The following is an 18,779-nucleotide window of genomic DNA, read 5'->3' on the forward strand; positions in this document are numbered from 1 at the left end:
AGACGCCCGAGTGCCTGTCAGCCGATGACAGGCCATTTCCTGTGTAAAAAAAGGGAGGAATGAAAATGAATATAGGTATTACGTGTTATCCTTCCTTGGGCGGTTCCGGTGTGGTAGCCACAGAGTTAGGCAAATTGTTGGCTGAGCGTGGACATAATGTACATTTTATTACAGCAGGCATGCCGTTTCGTTTAGGGAAGTTTCACCCCAATATATTTTTTCATGAAGTAGAAGTAAATCAATATGATGTATTTAAATATCCGCCTTATGATTTAACATTAGCAAATCGGATGGCGCAGGTTGCACAAAATGAGAATCTCGATATTTTGCATGTTCATTATGCTGTACCTCACGCATTATGTGCTTATTTGGCCAAGCAAATGGTAGGCGATCATTTGAAAATCATCACTACCTTACATGGCACAGATATCACGGTCCTTGGCTATGATCCAAGCTTACGCGATATGATTCGCTTTGGAATTGAAAAAAGCGATATGGTAACGGCTGTTTCTGCTGATTTAATCCGTGAAACACATGATTCTCTTCAAGTAGATAAGAAGATCGAGCTTGTTTACAATTTTGTAGATAAGCGAAGATATTCACGTAAGGATGTAGCAGAGTGGCGGGCAAAATTCGCACCTAACGGAGAAAAAATCATCATGCACATTTCCAATTTCCGTCCGGTCAAGCGTGTCCAGGATGTAGTAGTAGCTTTTCGCTATGTTCGTGATGAAATGCCTGCTAAATTAATTCTGATTGGGGAAGGTCCTGAGCAGTGCAATATCAGGAAACTAATTCAGGAGAAAGATCTCTGTGACGATGTTTTCTTTTTAGGAAAACAAGATGACGTAGCAGAAGTTATTTCATTAGCTGACCTCATGCTACTACCATCCGAAAAAGAGAGCTTTGGATTAGTGGCATTAGAAGCAATGGCATGCGGTGTGCCTGTTGTTGCTTCCTGCGCTGGAGGTTTGCCAGAGGTGGTTTCACATGGTGAATCAGGATATCTATGTGAGATTGGCGATACAAAGCAGATGGCGATGTATGCTCGTAAATTGCTACAGGACGAAAAGCTGTACGAAAGCTTTCGTGTAGAAGGACTGCGTCGCTCTGAGGATAAATTTAGCTATGACACTATTACATCCCAATATGAATCGTTATATGAGCAACTACTCTCTACATAAAAGAGCAACCTTATTTGCATCAAAGGCAATCAATTGACGTAGCCAAGGCCTAACGTGTGGTTAGGCTTTGCTACGAAATGAAGTGAAGAATTGAGAGATAAGCACAGCAATTCCTAGTAAAATACGCATATCTTAGCACCCCTATTTGAAAAGTAGATAATAAAAATGGATGTAGCAAGAAAGGACAGGAGGCGAGTAAATGAAAGAAGAGGCGAAAAAGGTACTTAAAAAATTGGAAGAACACGGATACGAGGCTTATTTTGTCGGTGGTTGCGTCCGTGATTGGCTTCTTCACCGTCCTGTTCATGATATAGATATATGTACAAATGCCCATCCAGGAGACATTATGAAGCTGTTCCCCGACCATATTCCTACAGGATTACAGCATGGAACAGTTACTGTTAAGCAGGATGGCTATTTATTTGAAGTGACTACCTTTCGAACTGAGGGAGTATATGAAGATTTTCGTCGACCAAGCGAAGTCACATACGTAAACGAAGTAGTAGAGGATTTGGCACGTCGTGATTTTACAATTAATGCAATGGCGATGAAATATAATAAAGAATTAATTGATCCTTTTTTTGGACTAGAGGATGTAAATGATCATGTAATCCGAGCAGTGGGTGATGCTAATCGCAGATTTCAGGAGGATGCATTACGACTGATTCGGGGAGTTCGTTTCGCTTCTCAGCTAGGCTTCCAGATAGAGGATGAAACAAGAAAAGCTATGAGGGATAATGCTCCATTGCTGATCCATATTGCGGTTGAGAGGATTCGCGAAGAATGCAATAAACTCATTGATAGCAGGCATCCTGATAAAGGCTTCCAATTTGCGAAACAAACAAAGATATTTCAGTCCATCCCTTTGTTACAACAATTATTTGATCAATCGACAATGCATTTATGGCGATTACAAACAGTGGAGAGCGTTATCCATAAATGGGTAGTGTTACTTTTTGCGGCAGACTTCAGTTGGGAGCAGTCGCGTGAATTATGCCGATATTTAAAGATGTCCCGGAAAGAGGAAGAAACCATTACGTTTCTCATGCAACAGCTAATGCTCCTTCAGCCACTATGGGATCAATGTCAATCTATAGACTGGGCTCGATTGATTATGAAGCATGGTCGAGAGCGTTGCTATGACTTGGAAAAGGTGTTGGATGTCCTATGGTGGAACGATCTCTCAAATAAGAAGATCACACTCCAAGCTACTTTAGATAAGATGGCAGTAAAAAACTTGAAGGATTTAGCGGTAGATGGATCGGAAATCAGAAAGCTGAGTGATCAAAAACAAGGCCCTTGGATACAGAAAACCCTAGAATATCTTTGGGAGCGTACAGTAACTGGAGAACTTGCTAACGTATCAGAGGCCTTGCTGATAGCGGCTAAAGATTTTATACATGGTGAGATGGAACATCCTGCAAATGAAATGAAAAAATGACGTTTGGTTCTACATATGCGTTTCATGGATGTACGAAAAAGGAATAGAATCGTTATTGTTTGCGGCTATGACGGAGGAGACCTATGAATATTAAGCAGGAAATATTACGCGCTTTTCGTAATCATCCACATGAATTTATTTCGGGTGAATATATAAGTCAAATTTGTAATTGTACGCGAGCAGCAGTATGGAAACATATTGAAGAGCTGCGTCAAGAGGGATATGAGTTTGAAGCAGTACGCAAATCAGGGTATCGACTTGGTTCCTCACCAGATTCATTATCGGCAGAAGAGATTTTGTCTGCCATGCATACAGAACGTATTGGAAAAAATATAATTGCCTACGAAACGGTTGCAACAACACAGGCATTAGCCCATGAATTAGCTTCTAAGGGAGCGCCTGAAGGAACCCTAGTGGTAGCAGATCAGCAAACTGGCGGAAAAGGTCGGTTGGGTCGGGTGTGGCATTCACCAAAAGGGACAGGAATATGGATGAGCTTAGTGTTGCGTCCGGTTATCCCGATTGGGCGTGCTCCCCAAATGACGTTGCTAACAGCGGTTGCTATGGCGAGAGCGATCCAAGAGTTCCAAATCTCGGTTAAAATAAAATGGCCTAATGATATTTTTGTAAATGGCAAAAAAGTATGTGGAATTTTAACAGAGCTACATGCAGAGGCTGATCGTGTCAATTATTTAATTATTGGGATTGGCATTAATGTGAATAATCAAGAGTCAGATTTTGATCCGGCTCTGCAAGAGGTTGCGACCTCATTACGTATAGCATTAGGTGAGCCAATAAAGAGATCTCAATTCATTCAAGTATTTTGCCGTATATTTGAACAACTCTACCTGGCATATCTAAGCGAGGGATTTGGTCAAATCAAGGTCGAATGGGAAGCATTGTCAATGTCCTTACATCGTCGTGTTACAGTCCGGACTCTGCAAGCAGCATTGGAAGGGGAAGCGACAGGCTTAAATGAAGAGGGAGTGCTCTTATTACGCGATGATGAGGGAGTCATGCACAAGGTATATTCTGCTGATATTGAGTATGGCGATACCTAGGAAATTTTGTTATACTGCTTCTGAAGGCTATATCCTATTGGAATAGCACTTCCATTTAAGAAGTATGCTAGGAAAACAACTGAAACAAAAATCTGCTCTAAGCCTAAATGGACCGAGACAGAAGGAAGAAATTCTAATGGATACGTGCTTTATTGCGTAAACACAACCTTCGCCTGCGGTGCGGAGGTTTTTTGGTATGTAGAAAGCACAACAAAGGTATGCCATTGGAATACATTCAAGACGGTATTGGGTGTAGGAGACAACGGGAGTGTCTGATGTGCAGGAAAAAAAACCGATAACGACGTCCAAGCTACGTCAAATGAAGCAGAACAAAGAGCCAATTACTATGCTTACGGCCTACGATTATCCCTCTGCAAAATTGGCAGAAGAAGCGGGAATAGACATCCTGCTAGTAGGGGATTCGCTAGGAATGGTTGTGCTAGGCTATGAATCTACGGTGTCTGTTACCATGGATGACATGGTTCATCACACAAAAGCTGTTACACGCGCAGCAAAAACAGCCTTTGTTGTAGCGGACATGCCTTTTTTGACATGCCATGGCTCTGTAGAAGAAGCCATTCATCATGCAGGCCGGTTAATTCAGGAAGGAAATGCAAAAGCCGTGAAGATGGAAGGGGGAGAAGAAATTCTTCCTATTGTCAAAAGATGCACAAAGGCTGGAATTCCTGTTATGGGTCATTTAGGGCTAACGCCACAGTCTGTCCATCAATTAGGTGGATATAAAGTACAAGGTAAGGATCTAGAATCTGCTAAGCAATTAATCATGGATGCGAAGGCATTAGAAGAGGCTGGAGCGTTTGGAATAGTTTTGGAATGCGTACCAGCAGAAGTAACAGCAAAAGTTGCGGAAGCTGTGGAAATCCCTGTTATTGGTATTGGAGCTGGGGTACAATGCGATGGACAGGTTCTAGTGTTCCATGATGTACTTTCTTATGCTTCCAATTTAACGCCTAAATTTGTGAAATCATACGCCCAGATCGGTGACATGATTCAGTCAGCGATTTCTCAATACGTAATAGAAGTAAGAAGCAGACAATTCCCTGAACAACGCCATTCTTTTGCTGCATCCGAAGAAACGATTCAGCAATTATATGGAGAAGAGGTACGAGTATGATCACGATTAGCACCATCAAAGAACTACGTGAAGCGCTTTCTGTGCATAAAAGAGCAGGGAAAACAATCGGATTTGTACCAACGATGGGTTACTTGCATGATGGGCACCTCAGCTTAGTAGAGCGGGCAAAAAGCGAAACAGATGTGGTGGTCATGAGCATTTTTGTTAACCCGTTACAATTTGGTCCAAATGAAGACTATTCCGTTTACCCGCGAGATTTAGCACGCGATCAGAAATTGGCAGAGAGTGGGGGAGTAGACTATTTATTTACTCCTTCTGTAGAGGAAATGTACCCCCGTTCTATGCTGACGAATATTTCTGTTCATAACATTACGGAAGCCTTGTGTGGTTTGTCGCGACCGGGACATTTTGATGGAGTGGCGACAGTGGTCAATAAGCTTTTTAATATTGTAGGCCCCCATAAAGCATTCTTTGGTCAAAAAGATGCACAGCAGGTAGCTGTTATTGAACAAATGGTTTATGATTTACAAATCCCTGTTCAGATTGTCCCATGCCCTATTCATCGCGAAAAAGACGGGCTGGCAATGAGCTCACGAAATGTTTTTCTTTCAGAGGAAGAGCGATCTCAGGCATTAATTCTCTCCAGAAGCTTGACTCGTGCCGAACAGATGATTGCGAATCATCAAAGAGACGTAGACGTTATTTGTAACGAAGTACGTAATCTCATCCAAAGTCAGCCTTTAGCAGAAATAGATTATGTAGAATTGAAACGTTATCCTGAAATGAGCGATATCGAATTTCTAAAAACAGGAGATAGAATTTTATTTGCACTTGCAGTAAAATTTGGTCGTGTCCGTTTAATAGATAACGTAATTCTTACGGTGATGGATTAAAGTGTGAACAAAAGATAATAGACATGAGAAGATTCACATAAAAGGGAGCGAATTTAGATGTTTCGTACAATGATGACTGCTAAAATTCACCGTGCTACCGTTACGGAAGCAAATTTAAATTATGTAGGTAGCATAACCATTGATAAAGAAATTTTAGACGCACTTGATTTACTGCCAAATGAGAAAGTACAGATCGTAAATAACAACAATGGTGAGCGTTTAGAGACCTATATTATCGAAGGTGAACCAGGCAGTGGCGTTATTTGTTTAAATGGAGCAGCAGCAAGGCTTGTCCAACCAGGGGATGTGGTTATTATTATTGCTTATGCGATGATGACAGATGAGCAGGCACGCAAGCATAAGCCTAAGGTAGCCATTATGGACGAGCATAATAAAATCGCTCAATTATTAGCGGAAGAAGTTCACGCTACTATTTTATAGAACAAGAGCTGGAAGGACTACCAGCGCCATTTTTGCATAGAGCCATCCCACTTGTGAGACAATGAGACTACTCACTCTGATAAAGGGGGTGGCTCTTGTGTTTATTGAGGATTGGTTTGAGGAGTTACGTCAAAAAGTAGATCGTATTGAAAAAGAATGGGCAACAGCTTCTACAGAAAAGCAGGAACACCTGATACGACAGCTAAAACAACTCCGAACATGCAGTGATCAGGTGATTGATCTGTGGTTAAAATATGAAGAAAAGCTAAATGAAGTAATTCGGATGATAAAGCAAACGAGTAATATACCCGCATCCGCTACAGAAAGCTTGGTAAAAGAATATGATAAGCTGTCGGAAGCAAAGCAGCCACTTGAATTCTCTACACTTCTTGAGGATGAACAGCCACAAATGGAACTACACAAGGAGCTATATGAAAAGGCAGAAGGATTTTATCATCTGCGGCTATATGAACAAGCTAAACAACACTTTGCTTCTTTCTTAGAACAAGCGCCTGACTGGGAAAGTGGACGCCTTTATTATGCCTATAGCCTATATTATTGTTGTGATTATGAACTCGCTCTAAAAGAATTTCGATTGTTGACACGAACGGCTGTTTCCCCTAAAGTTGTTTCCATCAGTTTCAATGCCTTAGGGTGTATGTATGTACAGGAGCAAAAATGGCTAGAGGCCATACAGGCATTTGAAATGGCAATATCTGTCCGTCCTCAGTACACGGAGAGTAGATACAACCTGGCCATCTGTTATTTGGAGCAGGGAGACACGGAAAAAACAATGAAATTATGTGAACAGCTATTAGCCGAGAATGATCAGGATTGGCAAGTGGAAGTGCTCTATTTACGTGCTGTTCGTCAGCTATTTGCTCGATATCCACAAAAAGATATAGAGCGAATGCTGAAAATGTACGATCCGAATCGAAATCTTGATTCGCCAACCTTATGGGAATTGGCTATGCTAGCAGAACAAGCTGGGTTTTATAGGCATGCGCTCAGTTGCTACCAATTCCTTTTGGAACGTCAACCATTAGATGCTGGACTTTGGCATGCGATTGCTTGGAATAAGTGGCTGTTAGATGGTCCTAAGCAAGCGATGCCTGCTTTAAAAAAAGCACTTACACTGGCACCTGAGCATCCAGATTACTTATTTTCATACGGTTGGATGCAGCTCGCAACAGGTGAGATTACTTCAGCTCGGATCGCCTTTTCAAAAATATTAAACGCCACAGAAAATCATCATCTTGGCCTACTGGGATTAATTTATGCCCATGAGGGAGAAGGAGCTTATGATCAAGCCAAGGATATAGCCACTACTCTCATTCAAAAACAGGATCAGTACTCACAGATGCTAGGGCATTATCAACTGGGAAAATTATCTCTTCAACAGGGAAACCAAATCGAGGCAAGTCAATATCTGGAGAAAGCACGCTCTTACAGCGATGTTGTCCCAGAGGTCAATCAATGGTGGGAGAGATGTAAGAACACAAAGGACCATGTGCAGGTTACTACTAATCAAACAGCAGGAATTTCGACATCTACTGCCGAATGGTAAAAAGAAAACAGTAGCAGCATGAGTTGTGAGTGTCAATAGAGGTGACGATAATGAAGCAGTTCATCGTCGTAGATTTTGAAACTACGGGTAATCAGCCACGGCGGGGAGATTCCATCATACAAATCGGAGCTGTCGTGGTCGAGAATGGACAAATAATAGAAAGTTACTCCACATTTGTAAAACCAGATAAACCAATCCCGCCATTTATTACTCAGTTGACGGGAATAACCGATGAGATGGTCAGTGACGCTCCTTCTATTGAAGAAGTGCTTCCTGATTTATTGCGCCTTTTAGATGGGCGTACGTTTGTGGCACATAATGCAGCGTTTGACTTGAATTTTTTACAAGAAGCCCTGCTAAGTCAGGGCTATTATCCATTTGATGGGCCTATTTTGGATACAGTGGAATTAGCACGGGTATTATTGCCCATGCAAAGTGGCTACCGGCTAGTAGAGCTAGCATCTGATTTTGATATTCAGCATGAAAATCCACACCAGGCAGACAGTGACGCTATTGCTACTGCACACTTATTGTTACGATTGTTAGATATCCTGTATAAGCTTCCTCTTATTACAATTCAAGGATTACAGATGATGATCTCTTCTTTCCGTTTTGATGTAGCGACCTTACTACGAGAAATTGAGATGGAGAAGCTCATGCACAGTTTTCCGGTAGACGAAGCAGGCTCCTTTATAACTGCATCTTCTGCACCTGAGGAAACAAGCAATTATGATATCTATCGAAATCTTGGATTAAAACGACGAAAGAAATGGACGGAGAAGCAATCCGAACAGCCACCGATCCATTTTTCTTTTGAACCATTTTTCGAACGTATGGTTGCATTAGATGGCGACGGGCTCGCACTTCATCATGAACACTATGAGAAACGTGAGTCACAGGAAGCGATGATGTATGCTGTATACCAAGCTTTTACTGATCAGAAGCATTTGTTAGTAGAAGCGGGTACAGGAACAGGAAAATCGTTGGGCTATTTGTTACCCGGTATCCTATGGGCACGTATGCACAAACAGCAAGTAATCGTGAGTACGCATACTATTCATTTACAGGACCAGCTTTTTGGCAAAGATATTCCTCTCTTACAAAAAGCATTGCCATTTTCCTTTCGAGCTGCTCAATTGAAGGGCCGAGGAAATTACCTGTGCTTGCGAAAATTTGAACAAAGCATAGAGAGCCAGGAAGGGGCCACACAGGATATACAGCTAGCCAAAGCACAGATTTTAACATGGCTGACCGAAACGACTACAGGTGATGTAGAGGAGCTTAGTTTAAGTCCGAGTGGGCAGTCCTTTTGGCAATCAGTCAGAAGTGACACAGCCTCCTGTCTAAATCGAGAGTGTCCGTGGTTTAGCCGCTGTTTTTACTTCCAAGCGAAGCAGCAAGCAAAAGAGGCTGATGTGATTATTGTTAACCATGCCTTATTAATTGGTGATATTGAGAAGGAGAATGGTGTATTGCCATCATTTGAGGTTGCAATTATTGATGAAGCGCATCAGCTTGATGAAGTAGCAAGTCAACATTTTGGGACACAGCTCTCCAGCGTAGAATTGTTTCAATTGGTAGAGCAGCTTGGAACAGAAGGAGAAAAGCAAATGCTACTCCTGCTAGCCAATGAGTTGAAAATGTGGCAACCAGCTGAAAAGGCAAGAATAGAACAGCACCTACAACAAATGAGGATTGAGCAGCAAATGCTAAAAGAGGCTGTTACGAACTGGCTACAACTCTTTTATCATTGGGGTTCTGAACGGGGTATGGATACAGGGGAATCTCAAAGAGCTACACTTCGATATAAAACAGAAGACTTTAAGAAAAAATATAAGAAGCTTGCAAAATCCAGCGATCTCATTTTACAAAAGTTAGGGAATGTAGCCAAGGAAATTGAACAACTGTTACGTATTCTGCCATCCTCTAAAGGGGAAGCTCCGTACTCCTTACAGCGGTTGCAAACGGATGCAGCTGGTTTAGTAGAAGAAATCAGTCAAGTGGCTGTAAAGCTTCATTTTTTGTTAGTAGAAGAGCAGGATGAGTATGTAAGCTGGATGGAAATAGAAACAAGAACATCCCGCAAACAACTCTTTTTCTTTAAAACGCCACTAGATATAGCTGATACCTTGCGTACAACTTTACTGGAGCCAAAACGCAGTATTATTATGACCTCAGCGACACTGACAGTGAAGAATAGGTTTACTTACTTTATGGAGCGAATGGGTTTTGCTAATCTTCCAGAAGAACGGGTCGAAACACTCTCACTCCCATCGCCCTTTGACTATGCGCAGCAAGGACTCATCCTGATTCCCTCCGATTTCCCTTCTGTAAACAAGGAAGGAGAACAGCGGTTTGTTGAAGCCGTAATTGCTGGCTGCGTTGATGCTGTTCGAGCAAGTGAGGGGCGAACAATGATTTTATTTACCTCATATAGCATGCTTAGAACCGTTTATGAAGGAATGAAGAGCTTACTCGAGGGTGAAGAGTTTGAACTATTAGGCCATGGAGTAGATTCAAGTAATAGAAGCAAGTTGGTACGTCGGTTTCAAACCGGGACAAAAACAGTGCTTCTGGGTACGAATAGCTTCTGGGAGGGTGTAGATATACCTGGAAATGTACTGAGCTGTCTGATCATTGTTCGTCTCCCTTTTCAACCGCCCAACCAACCGCTTTTAGAAGGACGTTCGGAGCGGCTGAAGGCCGAGAAAAAGAATCCTTTTATGACGCTTTCCTTGCCCCATGCAGTTATTCGTTTTAAGCAGGGAGTGGGTCGATTAATACGTCAACAGACAGACAGCGGTGTTGTAATTGTATTTGATACACGCATCATTGAATCTAAATATGGTCGTACGTTTTTGCAATCTTTGCCGCCTTATCAGGTAGAGACTGGTCCCTGGACCACATTACGTGAGCGAATAGCTCCTTTTTTACAATAAAATCAGTCCCTTAGGAAAAACAAATCTAAAATGATTGTATGAATTTTACCCAAGCCATAAAGTAGGAGGGAAGCAGATCCATGACTACAAAACGACATAACCTATGTCTAGTTATTTGTATAGGCATGATGATCTTTGCATTATCCCAACCCGTTGAAGCAAGCCGCCCCATTGCGATAGCACATCAGCAACAGCATATTGAGGACCCCGATGCTGTTGAACAGGAGGAAGATTTTGTTGGGCTTACCACTACTTTTTTCTCTTTACCAGAAGGAGAATGTACGCTCATTCGCTTCCCTTCTGGTAAAACGATGCTAATTGATACAGGGAGCGAAAAAGATACGGAAAAATTGGTTTCCTTGCTACTTGAGCGCCATGTTACAAAAGTCGATTACCTGTTATTGACAAACGATTTACCTACTCATATTGGCGGCTATGATAAGCTTGCGGAGAAAATTCAATTTGATAAGATTTACATGCCAAAATTGACAGCCTTCGTAATTCACAGTAATATCCATATATCTAGGGAAAAGCAAGTTGTGTATGTAAAGGAAAAGGATCAATTACTGGATGGGAAAGATGTGGTGATCACATTTTTACATCCCAGCGAGAACCTGTTTTTATCACCACAGGATAATTCGCTTGTGTTTAGTCTGACCCAAGGAGAGCTCCAGTTTTTGTTCACCAGTGCCATCAATGAAAAAGCAGAGGAGCGTTTGTTTGCGAAATACCCTTCTTTACTGCCGGCTGAAATCTTAAAGGTTGCGGCACAAGGCAGCAATCAGGCTTCTATTCAATCCTTCTTAACTAAGGTTGATCCCCAGATTGCTGTTGTGCAGACCGGTATTGTGCGTGAGCAATGGAAAGACTCCATGCGTGAGGTGGTGGAGCGTTTGGAGGAATCATGGGCAGATACGTATGTGACTAGCCGGGATGGGTCAATTACCATTCTCTCTAACGGACAAGATTATAAGGTTTTAAAGGCAGTCAAGACCTCTACACGTGATAGACAACGAAGTTAGGAGTGCAATTTATGGGGAAAGTACCAAAAATTTCTGAAGCGGTCGTTCGCCGTCTGCCGATCTATTTGCGATATTTAACAAATCTACAGGAACTACAGGTAAAAACGGTGTCTTCCCAACAGATGGGCAAAACAATGGATATTAATCCAGCCCAAATTCGAAAGGACCTGTCTGCATTTGGTGACTTTGGCAAAAAAGGCATTGGCTATGACGTAGATTACTTGATTGAAAAGATTCGTCATATCTTGAAATTGGACCAAGTGATCCATGTAGCGTTGGTGGGGGCCGGTAATCTAGGTCAAGCGATTTCCAATTACAATGTGTATTTAAAAGATAACATGAAAATTGTTTCCATTTTTGATGCCGACCCGCAAAAAATAGGTAAGGATTTAGGGGGATTGGTCATTGAACCGATTGATAAAATGGAAGATATCATCAAGGAAAAACAAATTCGGATGGCGATAATTACAACGCCAGCCTCCGCCGCACAGGAAGTGGCAAATAAATTGATCGAAGCTGGAATAGAAGCGATCCTCAATTTTGCCCCAACAACCATTCGCACCGAAAAAGAAGTAAAAATTGATCATAACGATTTGACTTCCAGCTTGCAAAGCTTAGCGTATTATTTAAACTAAGTAATGACTAACAGATAAAGGGAGAGTGTCTACGTTGATGAAAATCATTACCAACGCAACCGTAATTACTGTTAATGAACAAAATGAGGTTATTTATAATGGAGCAGTTGGCTTTGATGGGGGAAAAATTACATATGTAGGTAAAACGCCAGAAGATTTATCAGCATATGACGAGATCATTGATGGAACGAATAAATATCTAATGCCAGGATTTATTAATACACATGGTCACGTAGGCATGTCTCTACTGCGCGGATTTGCGGATGACCTACCTTTAAAACAGTGGCTGGAAGATAAAATGTGGCCAATGGAAGGTCAATTTACAGCGGAGCATGTGAAATGGGGTACAGCTATTTCCATTATCGAGATGATTCGTACCGGTACAACTACCTTTGTAGATATGTATGATCATATGGATACAGTAGCACAGGAAGTGGAAGCATCCGGGATGCGCGGTGTATTATGCCGTGGGGTAATTGGTTTCTGCTCAGAAGAAGAACGCCAGCAGAAATTACAAGAAGCTGCATCTTTCGCATCACGTTGGAACGGAGCAGCCAACGGTCGTATCCATACCATGATGTCGCCGCATGCACCTTATACGTGCTCTCCTGAGTACATCCAGCAAATCCTTGAGAAGGCTATCGAGTTAAACGTACCATTACATATCCATATGTCTGAATCAAAAGCAGAAGTAGAACAAAACGTTCAGGATTACGGTGTACGCCCTGTTGCTCACTTAGAAAATCTAGGTGTATTTAATCACCCTACACTAGTTGCCCATGCAGTGCATTTAACGGATGAAGAAATTGATACATTGGCTAAATATAATGTTAAAGTAGCTCATAATCCAATTAGTAACTTAAAATTGGCAAGTGGTGTAGCAAGAGTGCCTGAGATGCTTGCGAAAGGTGTTTGTGTAAGCTTGGCAACTGACAGCTCAGCAAGTAACAACAACTTAAATCTATTTGAAGAGCTAAAATTAGCGGCTATCCTGCATAAGGGTGTTTCCTATGATCCAGAAGTGGTTCCGGCAGAAGAAGCGCTTCGTATGGCTACACGTTATGCGGCAGATGCTGTGTTCCAAAAAGACAGCTTAGGCTCCTTAGAAGTAGGGAAAAAAGCAGATATGATTATGCTAAATGCGGCTCAAGCACATTTCCAACCGGCAAATGATCCGATTTCCCATGTTGTTTATGCAGCAAATGGCTATGATGTAACAGATACAATTGTTGATGGTCATTTCTTAATGAAAGATAAAGAGTTAATCACAATGGATGAACAAAAAGCAATCGCTGAAGTGAATCGTGTGTTTGCGCTATTAAAGCAATAAGCTCATAAAAGTCGCCTCTCCATATGACAAAGGCTCCTGCCAAGTGGTTGATACGGCAGGAGACAGTGTAGTGTAGGTGTGTAGGCAGAGAAAAAATTTAATCCGTCCGTTGCATCTCTGTTTGCCATAAATCTGTAAGTGAGGAGTGACGAACAGAGAGCGTAGCGGTAGGTGGCAAGGTACGCAGCGGTGAGGACAGACCTACCCAGGATTCGTACAAATCGTGTTGTTCCCAACCCTGTTTTGGTAGGACAAGGCTCCTGTCGGTTTGATTCACACGCTCACCTCCTTGTGGTGTACTGATAGTATGGCTCCTTCTCATGACTCTATAATTAGTAAGTTTTCCACGTGGTTCTAAAACCTTCTTGTATCTCATAATTGTTAGGAGATACGCAAGGGAGGGGTTACCCATGTACGTGAAGCAACGGTATCTTTGGCTGTTGGTGCCAATATTAGCTTGCTTATTTGGTTTGGGTATATTATTGGGACAAGCAACAGACAAGCTATCTGTAGCACAAGACAGGACGAAGGAGCTACATGACAAAAGTAGATGGAATGCCGATCAAAATCAAAATAACACCAATCTAAAACAATTGATTGATCAGCTTTTTGTAGAGAAAGCAACTCCATTTGGAGTCAAGATACAGAATCAACCTTTTACAGGGAGCTATCGAGGCAATCACTTTCAACTAACAGGAGCATTACAGGGGAAAAAAGTGAAAATTGAACGTAACAATCGAGGTGCTTCGCTCGTCATAGATAATGAACTACGGGATTTGAACGTACTGCCCTATGCCTTGTTTACACCATCTGAGCATGCCTCAATTTTGAAGGATCAAATCTCACAGCTACAGCCTGTCGCACTCGTTTCAAGAGATGAAGCAGGTTTGCGAGGGTATAGCGTTAGCCTACAGCCAGAAAAAGTCAAAGACCTTTTACGAGAATGGTTGGGACCTTCTTTTCCTGTAGAAAATGAACTTGTACAATTACAGCAATCAACTACAATTAACTATCAATTGTGGTATGATGATGAAAGAAAACAGTTGAAGCGTATGGTCGTCTTGCTTCAGTTGAAGAACCAGAAGGGCGATAGATCAGATCAACTGATTTTTAATTTTTAGGGAAGTAGGAGAATCATTGTGTGGAAACGCATCTTGATCATTTCAGCATGTGCGCTTGTTGTGCTAGGCGCATCCCTGTATCAGCTACTTTCCAGCTTATTGTCTGAGCGTCACACGTTAGAAGCAGAGGCCAGAGCATTAGTAGCAGAAAAAACAAACATTGCTGAGATCGATACGATAGAAGAATATCGAGGACGGGAAGCCTATATTGTAGTTACAGGCAAAAACAAGGTAGGAACCCCAGTGGTGGCTTGGTTTAGCAAAGAACACGTCACATTTGACTTGCTGGAAAAAGCTTTTCCTCGCACAAAAGTTAAACAAGTAGCGGAAGCCTCTTATCCAGGAGCCCAGATCGAACGCATTGTACCTGGCTTAGAGGGTGATAAGAAGCTATGGGAAGTCACTTTAGTGGACAAGCAAAATCGTTACAACTACGTATATTATGATTTTTTGACTGGTCAAAAAATACGGGCATATACGTTAAATATTCCAAAATCATAAGACGACCCGTTCCTTCTGGAAAGGGTTTTCTTACTTTATCACCGTTTTTCTCTTCTTGAAATGGAATTGGTCGTAGTTCCAGCAAATACATAGCAAAAAGGTACCATAAAAATGCTATACTTGGTTTCGTAACTGATAATAAAGCCGTTCTGAACGGAACAAATAAAAGTTTTTATGAGCAAAGAAAGGGGAGTTATTGGTGAAATTACGTAAAGTACCTATGTTACTGTCACTGCTTGCCGCACTTACGCTCCTCTTTGGTGGCTGGTTTTTATACCAAAAGATGCAGATAGAAAGTCCATTACGAGAAAAGGCACAACAACTAACGTCGGCTACCTTGGTCGATTTTAAGATGAATAAAGAGCGTGTTGATATGAAGCTACAAGTCACAAATCCAGATAAATTTGTAGAAGAATACCCGGAGCTGTTAAAAACACTTCAAGCCTATGCACGCGGGAAGGCTTTTGATATAATGCTTACCAATCAAGCTGATTCACTCAAGCCGGTCTGGAATGAGGGGCTATTTGGACTAACAGAGGCCATCGAAGGCAAGGCTTATAGTCAAATTCCTGCCATTTTAGCTCAAATGAAAGATCGTTATAAGCTTGATGAAGCATATGGACGCATTGACGATGCAAATGTTTATATTTTTTTGAAACGAGGAACTGATGAATACTACCAAATTATTCCTCGTAAACAGTCAACAAGCGAGGTGGTAAACCTTGGGTAAAGAAATATTATTTGGTGTAGTACCAGCGGTTATTGTTTTCTTGCTGTTTTTGGGCATTAATATTGGACCATTTTTGCTGTTTGGGGCAATTTTAGCAGGTACATACTTGTTGTTTTCCAAACAAGGTGGCATGCAGATTGGTTCCGGTAAAAGCAAAAGTGGCAGTCAGGTTGTGAAGAAATCCAATATTACCTTTGCCGATATCGGAGGACAGCAACGTGCAAAAAAAGAAATCAAGGAAGCCCTAGATTTCTTATTGCATAAAGATGCGATCGCTCAATACGGAATTCGTCCCTTAAAGGGTGTACTGTTAACGGGGCCTCCTGGAACAGGTAAAACGTTGATGGCAAAGGCCGCCGCCAATTATACGAACTCTGCATTTGTTGCAGCATCGGGCTCACAATTTGTAGAGATGTACGTAGGGGTGGGAGCTCAGCGTATTCGTGAATTGTTTAAGGAAGTTCGTTCGTTAGCAGAGAAAAACAATCAAGATAGCGGGATTATTTTTATTGACGAAATTGACGTTATTGGTGGAAAACGCGATGGTCAGCAGCAAAGAGAATATGACCAAACCTTAAACCAACTGTTAACCGAAATGGATGGTATGACAACAAGTGAAAAACCGCGCATACTCATTATGGCGGCAACGAACCGAAAAGATATGCTTGATGCAGCATTATTGCGTCCAGGACGTTTTGATCGCCACATTCAGGTCGATTTGCCAGATAAACCAGCCCGCGAACAAATATTAACCATACACACAGAAAATAAACCACTTGCACTTGACATAAAATTGGAAAAAGTGGCGCAAGAAACATTTGGGTTCTCCGGTGCCCAATTAGAAAGTGTGTGCAATGAGGCTGCTATTTATGCAATGCGTGACAAATCCGATAAAGTGATGCAAAGTCATTTTTCACTTGCTATCGATAAGGTAATGATGGGGGAAATGACCGATCGTGAAGCACCTCAGACTGAGAAGGAGCGGGTAGCGATTCATGAATTGGGACATGCTATTGTTAGCGAACGAGTACGTCCTGGCTCCGTGTCACAGGTAACATTAACCCCTCGCGGACAAGCATTAGGTTATGTACGTCAAAACCCAATGGACGATCATTATCTTTATACCCGTGACTATATGGAAGGGCAGATTATGGTTTGCCTTGCGGGTGCAGTGTCAGAAGAAATTTATTATGGCGGACGTAGCACGGGGTCTAAAAATGATTTTGAACAAGCCTTGCAAATGGCGCAAGAAATTGTTCAAAGTGGTATGTCTAGATTAGGGATTATTAATATGCAATATGCGGATAAAAATGCAATCCATCAAGAAGTACATTCTATCATTGAGGGATTGCTTGAAAAAACACGGTCTTTGCTCGGGGAACATGATTCAGTTTATCGCTATAGTCTACAGGTGTTATTGGAGGCTGAAGTGTTAAGTGGTGATCAATTCCGCGAAAAGCTGGCCGAAATAGATATGGTAGTAGCGTAATGACCGATGGATTCGTCTATCGGTTTTTCTTTTTGTCAATTAAAAAAGAATGGTCATGTTTCTCTTTCCTACATACAATATCGTATTCATAACAATAAGGAAAGGAAAAGAATATGGCTAAACAAAACTTACAAAAGCAGAATATGAAAAACAGACAAAGGAAATTGAAAAAGAAAAACAAAGCTCTTCAAGAGTTAGATGCACTGGAAACAGCCTTAGTTAATAATTGGATTGATGATAGTTCCGATTTTTACTTCCAAGAGGAGGAGACCTCTATACCTCACTTGGCAAATGACGTGAAGACATTGCTACAGGAATCTTCTCAAATGGAAATCCGTAAGCCTAACCGCTCACTATCCAAAAAGCGAAAGCAACGAAAAGGTCGTCGAAAGCCAAAACGTTTTTCTTCTAAGCGAAGCCCAACATATTCGGAACTTAAATTAGTGTCATCAAAAATTCCACAAAATCAGCAGCACTTCATTACAAAATGGAATGATGAAGAAAAAAGTAATGACGAGGATTCACCTTATTCTGGCGTACCATCCTATTATGAGGACAGCAATTGCAAGCTTGTTAATGTAAAATCAAATATAGACGATCAAATTTTGTCTCAACTTCCGCATCAAGTTGCGCAATTTATGTTTACAATGCCAGAGGTTTTCGGGTTGACAGAGCATCATCTGCAACCATTGTCCGTCTTGACTCGACATTTGCAAGATTTTTTAAACGCTGAGAAAAAAATAGAAGCTGAGCATGCAGTATCAAATCATTCAGATACTTCTGTTGTGGAAAATCAAATCGTTAACGATCCTCCATGTGATCTTTCAAGTGGTTCTCCAAGCGATTCTCCAAGCGATTCTCTAAGTGATCCTTCAAATGATCCTCCAAGTGTTCCATCTGAGGTGTCATTGGATCATCCACCGAATCAGTTGGAAATCATAGATTTACAACAAGTCGGAAAAGAAAACTTTACGTTACAACAAGGTCGCGTGAGAACAAGCTTGACAATCAATTTAACAGAACCCTTCCAAGAGAAGGATTATGTATTTATGGCAACGACAGATATACCTTTTTGTTTTGTCGTTGTAGAGAAGAAGGAATCAGATAAAGTGACTATTGAAATCCTACGTCAAATTGCTAATCGCGAGGTATCTGGACAGGTGGAATGGATTGCAATTGGTACAAAAAGGGTAGAGGAGCAGGTAGTTGAAATAGTGCAGTAGCAATTTGACGAGCTTGAGATAATTACTAATGAGAAACACCATGGAGGCCATGGTGTTTCGGCCTTCTCTTTTTACTGGAGAAAAACCTCATAAATAAGGTAAGTGA

General features: G+C 41.5%; 17 protein-coding genes. 16 read left to right on the forward strand and 1 reads right to left on the reverse strand.

What is annotated here, in order from left to right; genetic code table 11:
* Nucleotides 1–65 precede the first annotated feature (65 nt).
* From bshA to O0550_RS15225, 11 genes are all read left to right on the forward strand, one after another.
* Nucleotides 66–1,184 (forward strand): N-acetyl-alpha-D-glucosaminyl L-malate synthase BshA, encoded by a 1,119-nt coding sequence (bshA, locus tag O0550_RS15175; protein ID WP_258426735.1) that lies wholly within the window; start codon nucleotides 66–68, stop codon nucleotides 1,182–1,184.
* A gap of 199 nt (nucleotides 1,185–1,383) precedes the next feature.
* Entirely contained in the window at nucleotides 1,384–2,625 is a 1,242-nt protein-coding gene (locus tag O0550_RS15180) for a CCA tRNA nucleotidyltransferase (protein WP_258426736.1), read from the forward strand.
* Between the two features lie 83 nt (nucleotides 2,626–2,708).
* Nucleotides 2,709–3,686, forward strand: coding sequence for a biotin--[acetyl-CoA-carboxylase] ligase (locus O0550_RS15185; RefSeq protein WP_258426737.1), 978 nt, complete (start codon nucleotides 2,709–2,711; stop codon nucleotides 3,684–3,686).
* Between the two features lie 268 nt (nucleotides 3,687–3,954).
* A complete protein-coding gene (gene panB / locus O0550_RS15190; protein ID WP_081476707.1) occupies nucleotides 3,955–4,821 on the forward strand; it encodes a 3-methyl-2-oxobutanoate hydroxymethyltransferase in 867 nt (288 codons plus the stop codon).
* Nucleotides 4,818–5,675 carry a pantoate--beta-alanine ligase gene (gene panC / locus O0550_RS15195; RefSeq protein ID WP_258426738.1) on the forward strand — a complete coding sequence of 286 codons (858 nt, stop codon included), beginning with the start codon at nucleotides 4,818–4,820 and terminating at the stop codon, nucleotides 5,673–5,675. The genes panB and panC overlap by 4 nt, the downstream gene beginning before the upstream one ends.
* 57 nt (nucleotides 5,676–5,732) lie before the next feature.
* A complete protein-coding gene (gene panD / locus O0550_RS15200; RefSeq protein ID WP_258426739.1) occupies nucleotides 5,733–6,116 on the forward strand; it encodes an aspartate 1-decarboxylase in 384 nt (127 codons plus the stop codon).
* A 97-nt stretch (nucleotides 6,117–6,213) separates the two neighbouring features.
* Complete coding sequence (locus O0550_RS15205; protein ID WP_258426740.1) at nucleotides 6,214–7,683, forward strand: tetratricopeptide repeat protein; 1,470 nt, start codon at nucleotides 6,214–6,216, stop codon at nucleotides 7,681–7,683.
* A 50-nt stretch (nucleotides 7,684–7,733) separates the two neighbouring features.
* Nucleotides 7,734–10,622, forward strand: coding sequence for an ATP-dependent DNA helicase DinG (dinG, locus tag O0550_RS15210; protein ID WP_258426741.1), 2,889 nt, complete (start codon nucleotides 7,734–7,736; stop codon nucleotides 10,620–10,622).
* Between the two features lie 80 nt (nucleotides 10,623–10,702).
* Nucleotides 10,703–11,644: a ComEC/Rec2 family competence protein gene (locus tag O0550_RS15215; RefSeq protein ID WP_258426742.1), complete on the forward strand. Its 942-nt coding sequence runs from the start codon at nucleotides 10,703–10,705 to the stop codon at nucleotides 11,642–11,644.
* An 11-nt stretch (nucleotides 11,645–11,655) separates the two neighbouring features.
* Nucleotides 11,656–12,279, forward strand: a complete 624-nt coding sequence (locus O0550_RS15220) for a redox-sensing transcriptional repressor Rex (protein ID WP_003338602.1) — start codon at nucleotides 11,656–11,658, stop codon at nucleotides 12,277–12,279.
* 37 nt (nucleotides 12,280–12,316) lie between these two features.
* Nucleotides 12,317–13,609, forward strand: a complete 1,293-nt coding sequence (locus tag O0550_RS15225; RefSeq protein ID WP_035318530.1) for an amidohydrolase — start codon at nucleotides 12,317–12,319, stop codon at nucleotides 13,607–13,609.
* A gap of 97 nt (nucleotides 13,610–13,706) precedes the next feature.
* On the opposite strand, the gene O0550_RS15230 is transcribed toward O0550_RS15225, so the two are convergent.
* The gene (locus O0550_RS15230; RefSeq protein WP_003341647.1) at nucleotides 13,707–13,886 is read right to left on the reverse strand and encodes a hypothetical protein; all 180 of its coding nucleotides are present in this window, start codon (nucleotides 13,884–13,886) and stop codon (nucleotides 13,707–13,709) included.
* A gap of 133 nt (nucleotides 13,887–14,019) precedes the next feature.
* Between O0550_RS15230 and O0550_RS15235 the strand changes: the two genes are divergently transcribed.
* From O0550_RS15235 to O0550_RS15255, 5 genes are all read left to right on the forward strand, one after another.
* A complete protein-coding gene (locus O0550_RS15235; protein WP_258426743.1) occupies nucleotides 14,020–14,730 on the forward strand; it encodes a hypothetical protein in 711 nt (236 codons plus the stop codon).
* A gap of 18 nt (nucleotides 14,731–14,748) precedes the next feature.
* On the forward strand, nucleotides 14,749–15,231 hold the full coding sequence (locus tag O0550_RS15240; RefSeq protein WP_003338605.1) for a cell wall elongation regulator TseB-like domain-containing protein: 483 nt from the start codon (nucleotides 14,749–14,751) through the stop codon (nucleotides 15,229–15,231).
* A 199-nt stretch (nucleotides 15,232–15,430) separates the two neighbouring features.
* Nucleotides 15,431–15,961, forward strand: coding sequence for a hypothetical protein (locus O0550_RS15245; protein ID WP_096887570.1), 531 nt, complete (start codon nucleotides 15,431–15,433; stop codon nucleotides 15,959–15,961).
* Nucleotides 15,954–17,450, forward strand: a complete 1,497-nt coding sequence (locus O0550_RS15250) for an AAA family ATPase (RefSeq protein ID WP_003338607.1) — start codon at nucleotides 15,954–15,956, stop codon at nucleotides 17,448–17,450. The genes O0550_RS15245 and O0550_RS15250 overlap by 8 nt, the downstream gene beginning before the upstream one ends.
* Before the next feature lie 113 nt (nucleotides 17,451–17,563).
* Nucleotides 17,564–18,673 carry a WIAG-tail domain gene (locus O0550_RS15255; protein WP_258426744.1) on the forward strand — a complete coding sequence of 370 codons (1,110 nt, stop codon included), beginning with the start codon at nucleotides 17,564–17,566 and terminating at the stop codon, nucleotides 18,671–18,673.
* Nucleotides 18,674–18,779 lie beyond the last annotated feature (106 nt).

The sequence above is a fragment of the Brevibacillus halotolerans genome (genome assembly GCF_026891775.1).
Taxonomy (GTDB): Bacteria; Bacillota; Bacilli; order Brevibacillales; family Brevibacillaceae; genus Brevibacillus_B; species Brevibacillus_B halotolerans.

What these genes read in the sequence shown, in the direction of transcription:
- bshA (WP_258426735.1), top strand. Translation starts at nt 66, where the DNA reads ATGAATATAGGTATTACGTGTTATCCTTCCTTGGGCGGTTCCGGTGTG.
- O0550_RS15180 (WP_258426736.1), top strand. Translation starts at nt 1,384, where the DNA reads ATGAAAGAAGAGGCGAAAAAGGTACTTAAAAAATTGGAAGAACACGGA.
- O0550_RS15185 (WP_258426737.1), top strand. Translation starts at nt 2,709, where the DNA reads ATGAATATTAAGCAGGAAATATTACGCGCTTTTCGTAATCATCCACAT.
- panC (WP_258426738.1), top strand. Translation starts at nt 4,818, where the DNA reads ATGATCACGATTAGCACCATCAAAGAACTACGTGAAGCGCTTTCTGTG.
- panD (WP_258426739.1), top strand. Translation starts at nt 5,733, where the DNA reads ATGTTTCGTACAATGATGACTGCTAAAATTCACCGTGCTACCGTTACG.
- dinG (WP_258426741.1), top strand. Translation starts at nt 7,734, where the DNA reads ATGAAGCAGTTCATCGTCGTAGATTTTGAAACTACGGGTAATCAGCCA.
- O0550_RS15215 (WP_258426742.1), top strand. Translation starts at nt 10,703, where the DNA reads ATGACTACAAAACGACATAACCTATGTCTAGTTATTTGTATAGGCATG.
- O0550_RS15220 (WP_003338602.1), top strand. Translation starts at nt 11,656, where the DNA reads ATGGGGAAAGTACCAAAAATTTCTGAAGCGGTCGTTCGCCGTCTGCCG.
- O0550_RS15225 (WP_035318530.1), top strand. Translation starts at nt 12,317, where the DNA reads ATGAAAATCATTACCAACGCAACCGTAATTACTGTTAATGAACAAAAT.
- O0550_RS15235 (WP_258426743.1), top strand. Translation starts at nt 14,020, where the DNA reads ATGTACGTGAAGCAACGGTATCTTTGGCTGTTGGTGCCAATATTAGCT.
- O0550_RS15255 (WP_258426744.1), top strand. Translation starts at nt 17,564, where the DNA reads ATGGCTAAACAAAACTTACAAAAGCAGAATATGAAAAACAGACAAAGG.